Source organism: Methanobrevibacter sp., from assembly GCF_045586545.1.
Classification (GTDB): domain Archaea; phylum Methanobacteriota; class Methanobacteria; order Methanobacteriales; family Methanobacteriaceae; genus Methanocatella.
This window is the reverse complement of sequence record NZ_JAZNAN010000004.1, coordinates 1-8,406: the sequence shown is the minus strand read 5'-3', so window position 1 is coordinate 8,406 and position 8,406 is coordinate 1. Positions and strand designations below refer to the sequence as shown.

The following is an 8,406-nucleotide window of genomic DNA, read 5'->3' as shown; positions in this document are numbered from 1 at the left end:
CTAGGAGCAAGCAAGAAACTGAGCTTACCATCACCGGTAACCATATTAAGAGTCAAACTCAATGGCATATCAGTACCTAAACTAATTTCAGCTTCCTCTGAAAATTTATCTGCTTTAAGCATTTCTCTAATCTTATCTAATGAAAATAGAGATTTTGCATGTTCATTAATATTTTCTCCATGAAGATATTTGATGCTTGCATCACCAAATTCACCATCAGCAGATGCAATGAAGTAATCTTCATCAACCTGTAAAGCAATCTTATCAGAAAAGATATCAATATCATTAATACAATCTTTTAAGATTGAGAAACGTACTTTGAATGTAGTTGGATGATCAATTTGAGGAGGAACAGGATTATCATATTCCATATCAATTAATCTTATTTTGAAAGTCCTTGTAGCATCTCCTTCGAAAGTAATAATGAAATTACCTTCATCAACAGACATTAACACTCTGTCTTGAGATTTGGCTCTTTTAAGAACTCTCATGAATTCATCTGTATCGATATTAATCTTTTCAGGAACATCACAAATATATTCATCAAATAAACTAGATTTAAGCTCTAAATGAACAAATGTTATGTGACTACGGTCTAAGGCATCTAATCTCATGCCTTCACTATCAGTTTGAATTTGTACTTCATCAACGATTGATGAAATAGCATCAAAACTGGTTTTTAATATATTAGAATCACTTAATTCTGCTTTAAACATAAATAATCCTCTATAATAAATTTAAATATTATAGATATATTTTTATAAAAACTATTTATTAAAGATTTTCATTAGGATATTAAATCTTATTTACATGCCTTTTTCATACTTGAAACATATTCCATCAAAGGCCCAGTAGCATCTTCGCCATGTTCTTCGATTATTTTTACGATTGCACTGCCTACAATAACTCCATCAGCAATTTTAGAGATATCTGAAGCCTGCTCTGGAGTATTAATACCAAAACCAACAGCTAACGGCAAATCGGTAACTTCACGAATGTCTGATAAAATAGCATTTAAGTCTGTTTTAATCTCACTGCGCATACCTGTAACACCCAAGGATGAAACGACATAAATGAAACCGGTTGCATCACTGGCAATCATTTTAATTCTCTCACTTGATGTTGGAGCAATTAAAGAAATTACATCTACACCATTTGACTTTGCAATTTCGGCAATCTCACCTTTTTCCTCATATGGCAAATCCGGAGATATGATGCCGTCAATTCCTAACTCTGCACATCTTTTAAAGAATTTTTCATAGCCATAAAAGAATACCGGATTAATATAAGTTAAAAATACTAATGGAATATCTGTTTTTTGGCGGACTCTACTGACAATGTCAAAAACATCATCTGTTGTAGTATTATGTTTTAAAGCCCTTACATTAGCATCTTGGATAACAACCCCTTCAGCCATAGGGTCTGAAAATGGAATACCAATCTCTACCAAATCACAGCCTGCTTCTTCCATTGCCAAAATAAATTCAACAGTTTTATCGATAGTCGGATCACCTGCAGTTAAAAAACCTATAAACGCAGTATCATCTTTAAACGCATTAGTTATTTTACTCATCTAACTCAACTCCCCTATATTCTGCAATTGACCTAACATCCTTGTCTCCCCTTCCGGAAAGACAAATCATAATAATTTCATCCTTATCCATTTGCGGAGCCAGTTTCATTGCATATGCAACAGCATGGGCACTTTCAATAGCTGGAATGATTCCTTCCATTCTAGATAAGTATTCGAATGCCTCCACTGCCTCTTCATCGGTTACGGGAACGTATTCCGCTCTGCCGATATCTCTTAAATATGCATGTTCAGGACCAACACCAGGATAGTCAAGACCGGCTGAAACTGAATATACCGGAGCAATCTGACCGTATTCCCCTTGGCTGAAAATTGATTTCATACCATGGAATATTCCAATTTGCCCGTTTGTCAATGCAGCCGCATTATATGGAGTATCAATACCCTTTCCTCCAGCTTCACAACCAATCAATTTCACTTCTTCATCTTCAATGAAATTATAAAATGCCCCCATAGCATTACTTCCACCGCCGACACAGGCAATAACTGCACTTGGAAGTTTTCCTTCTTTATCTAAAAATTGTTGGCGAGCTTCAGCACTTATTACTGCTTGAAAATCACGAACAATCATTGGAAATGGATGAGGCCCCATTGTTGAGCCTATAACATAATTAGTATCATGAACACGAGCAATCCAATCTCTAAATGCATCATTTACAGCATCTTTTAATGTTTTAGTTCCTGATTTGACAGAATGTACTTTTGCTCCAAGCAATTCCATTCTATAAACATTTAATGCCTGCCTTTTAGTATCCACTTCGCCCATGAATACTTCACATTCCATATCAAGGAGCGCCGCAGCAGTTGCAGTTGCTACACCATGTTGGCCTGCACCAGTTTCGGCAATAACTCTTGTTTTACCCATTTTTTTAGCAAGCAATACCTGACCTAAAACATTATTAATCTTATGAGCCCCAGTATGGTTTAAATCCTCACGCTTCAAATAGATTTTTGCACCGCCAAGATCTTCTGTCATTCTTTTGGCATAATACAATAAAGAAGGGCGTCCTGCATATTCCTCTAATAAAGTATTTAATTCATTTACAAAATCATCATCATTCATGTAATGATAATACTGCTCTTCTAAATACAGCAATTCATTCATCAATGTTTCAGATATGTATTGGCCACCATATTCACCATATCTTCCTTTACTCAATTTATAACCTCCATTATCTCCCTAATTTTATTTTCATCTTTAAATCCATCAACTTCAAGACTAGAACTCAAATCAACAGCATAAGGATTGAACTCTTCAATAGCCTCTTGGACATTTTGGCTATTCAATCCTCCCGCTAAAAAGAATTCCTTAGTTAAATCATCTCTCATTAAACGCCAATCAAATGTTTTTCCACTACCTTTTCCACTATCAAATAATAAATAATCGGCTTTTGAATTATCATATTTTAACAAATCTGTGTCCTCTGACACTTCGATAGCTTTAATAATCTTTAATGCTCCATTTGTCTTTTTTTTCAAATCAGAAATATACTCTTCACTTTCGTTTCCATGGAGTTGAGCAATATCTATTATTCCGTTTTCATACAACTTCAATATTTCATCCTGAGGCGCATCAACAAAAACGCCCACTGGAATGATTTTAGAATCTAAATTGTCTTTTAATTTACTAGCTAAGTCATGAGAAATTTTTCTTTTTGAATCTGCGAATACAAAACCTATATAATCTGGTAAAAACTTATTTACTATTTCAATATCTTCCAATCTTTTAAGACCGCAGATTTTAATCTTAACCATTTTTCAACTCCGAAATCATGGCTTTCTTATCATCACATTTCATTAAAGTTTCGCCTATTAAAACTGCATCGACATCATTTTCTTTTAATCTGGTGACATCTTCAACTGTTTTAATGCCACTTTCTGAAATAAATATGACATCTCCACTAACACATCTACGTAGACCAATACTATTTTCAATGTCAACAGTGAAATCATTTAAATTTCTATTATTCACGCCAACAATTTCGGCGCCAACTGTCATTGCCCTCATGATTTCATCACTATCATGAGTTTCAACAATAGCTGAAAGGCCCAAATCATGAGCCAAATCTAAAAATTTCTTTAACTGAACAACATCTAGAATAGAAACTATTAATAGAATAGCTGAAGCCCCCAAGAGCTTAGCTTCCCAAATCATATACTCATCAACAATAAAATCCTTTCTCAAAAGAGGGATGCTAACATTTTCAGATATTTCTTTTAAATAATCATCAGATCCTTGGAAAAAGTAAGGTTCAGTTAAAACTGAAATTGCTGAAGCACCTGCCTCTTCATATTCCTTAGCAATTGCAATATAATCAAAATCTTCAGCAATCAAACCTTTAGATGGAGATGCCCTTTTAACTTCCGCAATAATTGAAATTCCATCTTCACTTAATGCTTTTTTAAATGGGAATTCGTCAGATATTTCCATCAAAGAAACTTCTTTTTTTAGTTCATCTAAAGGAACACTGCTTTTCGCCATTTCCACTCTTTCTTTAGTTTTTTCAACAATTTCATCCAACATAATAATCAGCTGTTTGTAAATTCAATAAATTTTTCAAGTTGCTCTAATGCCTTTCCAGAATCGATGATTTCAGCTGCAAGTTCAACCCCTTCCCTTAAAGATTCAACTTTGCCAGCGACATATAAACCTGCAGCAGAATTTAATAATACTGCATTCCTTTTAGGTCCTTTTTCACCAGTCAATATTGCTAAAGTGATTTTTGCATTTTCACGGGCATCCCCTCCGACTAAATCGTCTTTGGTTGCCATTTCCATTCCAAAATATTCTGGTGAAATTTCATAAGACATTGTTTTACCATCTTTAAGTTCACATACAAATGTTTTATCACTGACTGAAATCTCATCCATACCATCCATACCATAAACTGACAGTGCAGATGAAACGCCTAAATTCTTTAATACTTCCATTAGAGGTTCTACTAATTCTTTTTCATAAACTCCCAAAACCTGCATTGTAGCTCCGGCAGGATTTGTGAGAGGGCCTAAAATATTGAATATTGTTCTAATGGAAAGTTCCTTACGAACTCCTGCAACATATTTCATGGACAGATGATAATTTTGAGCAAATAAGAAACATAAATTAATTTCTTCAAGACATTTCAGGCTTTTTTCAGGTTCAATCTGAATATTAACCCCCAATTGTTCAAGCACATCGGCAGCTCCGCATTTGCTTGATGCAGATCTGTTTCCATGTTTTGCAACCGGAACTCCCGCTGCAGATATGACAATGGAAGATGTGGTTGAGATATTGAATGTATTGGATTCATCACCGCCGGTTCCAACAATCTCTAAAACTTCTTTATCATTCAATAATCTTACACAATGAGCCCTCATCGCTTCAGCAGAAGCAGTGATTTCTTCAATTGTCTCGCCTTTCATGGACATTGCTGTTAAATAAGCGCTCATTTGAACTTCACTTGCTTCACCACTCATGATTTCATCCATAGTTTGATAAGCTTCCTCATAAGTTAAATCCTGATGTTTATATACTTTTAAAATTGATTCCTTAATCATAATATCCCTTTATCGACTTTTTCTAAAAAATTATTAATTATTGTAATTCCGTCCGGTGTCAATATTGATTCCGGATGGAACTGAATTCCATAAACATTATGCTCTTTATGTTTTACAACCATGACTTCCCCATCATCTTTCGCCTTTGAAATAATTTCCAAACAATCCGGGAGAGTTTCTTCAACTAAACTTAAAGAATGATATCTTCCAACTATTATCTCACTTGGCAATCCCTTAAAAATATAATCGTAATCTAAAGAGATTTTTGAAGATTTTCCATGCATCAATCTTTTTGCATGAGAAACTGTACCTCCGAATGCGGTGCATATGGCCTGATGGCCTAGACAAACACCAAAAATTGGAATTTTGTCATGGAATTCTCTAACAACATCAATGCAAATTCCGGCATTTTCAGGTTTTCCAGGACCTGGAGATAAAATAATTGCTTCCGGATTTAAATTTTCTATATCTTCAATAGAGATTTTATCATTTCTAAAAACTTGTATGTCTGGATTTATCTCACCAACCAACTGGAAGAGATTATATGCAAAACTGTCATAATTGTCAATCAAAAGAATCATTCTATCCCTCCATCGGCGATTCTTAAGGCATTTATTACCGCAGCGGCTTTGTTTAAAGATTCCTCAAATTCCTTATCCGGTACGCTATCTGCAACAATTCCCGCTCCTGAACGTATGAATACTTTGTTATTGCGGGCAAAAGCTATCCTAATTGAGATGCATGTATCAATGTTCCCGCTTAAATCCACATATCCAATTGCTCCACCATATATTCCTCTTTTATTGTCTTCAAGTTCATTTATAATTTCACAAGCCCTAATTTTTGGAGCTCCGGACAACGTTCCAGCAGGAAGAATAGAATCTATTGCAGAAAGGGAATCCAAATCACTTCTTAAAATTCCGCTGACAGTTGAACCAATGTGCATTACATGTGAGAACCTTTCAATTGATAGATATTTATCAACCTTAACAGAACCTATCTCTGCGATTCTTCCAATGTCATTGCGCCCCAAATCAACAAGCATGTTATGCTCTGCAAGTTCTTTTTCATCGGCCAACAATTCCCTTTCAAGCTCCAAATCTTCTTCTTCGGTTTTTCCACGAGGCCTTGTGCCTGCTAGAGGAAATGTGTATAACTTATTATCGGTCAATTTGACCAATGTTTCAGGTGAAGCACCGGCAATCTCAATGTCTTCACTTGAAAAATAAAACATGTATGGAGAAGGGTTTGTTGTCCTTAAAACTCTATATGTGTCCAATAAACTTCCAGAGATATCTGCCTCTATTCTGTTTGAAAGAACAACCTGAAAAATATCCCCTTCACGAATATAACTTTTTGCTTTATCAACCATGTTACAATACTTTTCGCGGGAAAATGCCGGTTTAAATTCAGATTTTAACTTTAAAGGAATATTTTCTGATTTCTTTCCATTTTTAATTAGATTTGCAATTTCAATTAATTCATTACATGCCTTTTCATAGTTATTTTCCAAATCATCGGTTTTCATGTTATTTATTATGATAATTTTCTGTTTGAAATTATCAAAGGCAATGACCTTATCAAATAACATCAAATCGATATCTTTAAACTGATCTTGATTTTCAGCGTCCAAATTTAAGCTCGGTTCTGTATATTTGATATAATCATAAGCAAAATAACCTACAAATCCTCCTGTAAAAGGAGGCAAGTCTTTGAATTTTGGAGATCTATTTTTCTTAACCAATTCCTTTATGATTTCACCGGGATTTTCAGTCTCTATTACAACTTCATCATCAGTTAGTTCATTGAAATCTTTATCTCCTTTAATATGAACGACACCGTTTTGGCAGGTAAATTCTAAAAGTGGATTAAAACCTAAAAAGCTGTATCTTCCCCATTTTTGTGAATCTTCAACACTTTCTAACATGTAAGTATGCTTACTAATAGCTTTTAAAATTCTTAATACTTCAATTGGAGTGGCTATATCTGAAAACAATTCGTAAGATATAGGAATTCTTTTATACTCTTTATTTTGTCCTATTTTTTTTACTTCTTCTAAACTTAGGGAAAACATCTAATCACTTAATTATTAATTAGTTCAATGTACTATTTAAAACCTTGTTGTCATAAAATGTACATTGAAATAAAAAAGGTAAAAAAATTAATTCATCTTATCCTGTTCTTTGCTGAATTGAATCACGATTTTTTTAATTTCCCTACTTTCCAAATAAGGTAACTTTTCAGTGATTTCCTTTTCCAAATCCTTATTCAATTGAAGTCTTTTTTGAACATACTCCTCGCCATCAAATTCGCTGCGGTACTGTTTATTCAAATTAGAATATTTGGTAATCAAAGGCTGAAGAATAGAACCGATATCCTGATCCAATCTGTCATTGATGATTTTTTGTTTTCTAATATCGATGACAAAACCAACAACAGTTATAAAGAAACCTAAAACGGTTACAGTTAATGCTGGAACAAATAATTTACTGTCATCAATGAAAACGATAGTAACGACAATGCCCACAAAAATCAAAAGAATTCCAATTTTTTTCAAATCCATACTTAAACTCCTTTAAAAATATCTTAAACTTTGTATTATTTAATCTTATTCAATTCTCCAATAATGGATTTTATAATAAGAATAGCTGAAATAATTGCCAGAAGAGAAACAATAAACATGAGTATAGTATCTGAAAACAACAGATTTTGCCCATCAACAACAACAATGCTTTCTGCAATTAAATTATTTAAAAAATGCGCAAATATTGCAACAAAGATGTTTTCAGTTTTCAAATACAATATTGACATGCACATTCCAAAAACGAATGCGGAAATAATGCTTCCATAAGTATGAAGAGCAGCAAAAAGCAGTGAAGTCATTAAAATCGCAATGACTATTGGGAGTGACTCTTTTAATCTATTTAATATTACTCCTCTGAATATCAATTCTTCAGAAACTGGAGAAATGAAAACACTGGCAATGAAACCTCCGATAAATGCCAAACTATTATTCAAATATAAAGAAGATGCATGAAATTCAACTAAAAAATTTAAACTAGGAATAGCCTTTAAAATAAAATCTGACAAGTACAGCATCCCATAAGAGAAAAATATATTTAAAACAACGACAAGAATGATAGATTTTAAAATATCTATTGAAAAAACAGCTGAAAAGTCTTTTTTAAAATCAGAAAGTGAATTTCTAAGTTTAAATAAAAAATAGCAGATAATCAAAACATATATTGCTGTAGAACTAAAATGAATACCGAAAAATG

At 33.4% G+C, this 8,406-nt stretch carries 10 protein-coding genes; all 10 read right to left on the bottom strand.

Features of this window, described 5'->3' with window-relative positions:
• A partial coding sequence (gene pcn, locus ACKI3D_RS00420; RefSeq protein ID WP_407391275.1) for a proliferating cell nuclear antigen (pcna) occupies positions 1 to 716 on the bottom strand: 716 nt, incomplete at its 3' end.
• Positions 717 to 802: 86 nt separating this feature from the next.
• On the bottom strand, positions 803 to 1,573 hold the full coding sequence (trpA, locus tag ACKI3D_RS00415; RefSeq protein ID WP_407391273.1) for a tryptophan synthase subunit alpha: 771 nt from the start codon (positions 1,571 to 1,573) through the stop codon (positions 803 to 805).
• Entirely contained in the window at positions 1,566 to 2,750 is a 1,185-nt protein-coding gene (gene trpB, locus ACKI3D_RS00410; protein ID WP_407391271.1) for a tryptophan synthase subunit beta, read from the bottom strand. Before trpB ends, trpA begins: the two co-directional genes overlap by 8 nt.
• On the bottom strand, positions 2,747 to 3,346 hold the full coding sequence (locus ACKI3D_RS00405) for a phosphoribosylanthranilate isomerase (RefSeq protein ID WP_407391269.1): 600 nt from the start codon (positions 3,344 to 3,346) through the stop codon (positions 2,747 to 2,749). The genes trpB and ACKI3D_RS00405 overlap by 4 nt, the downstream gene beginning before the upstream one ends.
• Positions 3,339 to 4,115 (bottom strand): indole-3-glycerol phosphate synthase TrpC, encoded by a 777-nt coding sequence (gene trpC, locus ACKI3D_RS00400; RefSeq protein ID WP_407391267.1) that lies wholly within the window; start codon positions 4,113 to 4,115, stop codon positions 3,339 to 3,341. The genes ACKI3D_RS00405 and trpC overlap by 8 nt, the downstream gene beginning before the upstream one ends.
• Before the next feature lie 5 nt (positions 4,116 to 4,120).
• Positions 4,121 to 5,128 (bottom strand): anthranilate phosphoribosyltransferase, encoded by a 1,008-nt coding sequence (gene trpD, locus ACKI3D_RS00395; protein WP_407391265.1) that lies wholly within the window; start codon positions 5,126 to 5,128, stop codon positions 4,121 to 4,123.
• Positions 5,125 to 5,709, bottom strand: coding sequence for an anthranilate synthase component II (locus ACKI3D_RS00390; RefSeq protein WP_407391263.1), 585 nt, complete (start codon positions 5,707 to 5,709; stop codon positions 5,125 to 5,127). Before ACKI3D_RS00390 ends, trpD begins: the two co-directional genes overlap by 4 nt.
• Positions 5,706 to 7,202, bottom strand: a complete 1,497-nt coding sequence (trpE, locus tag ACKI3D_RS00385; RefSeq protein WP_407391261.1) for an anthranilate synthase component I — start codon at positions 7,200 to 7,202, stop codon at positions 5,706 to 5,708. Before trpE ends, ACKI3D_RS00390 begins: the two co-directional genes overlap by 4 nt.
• Positions 7,203 to 7,289: 87 nt before the next feature.
• Positions 7,290 to 7,691, bottom strand: coding sequence for a hypothetical protein (locus ACKI3D_RS00380; protein ID WP_407391260.1), 402 nt, complete (start codon positions 7,689 to 7,691; stop codon positions 7,290 to 7,292).
• A 35-nt stretch (positions 7,692 to 7,726) separates the two neighbouring features.
• On the bottom strand, positions 7,727 to 8,406 hold a 680-nt coding region (locus ACKI3D_RS00375), incomplete at its 5' end, for a CPBP family intramembrane glutamic endopeptidase (RefSeq protein ID WP_407391259.1).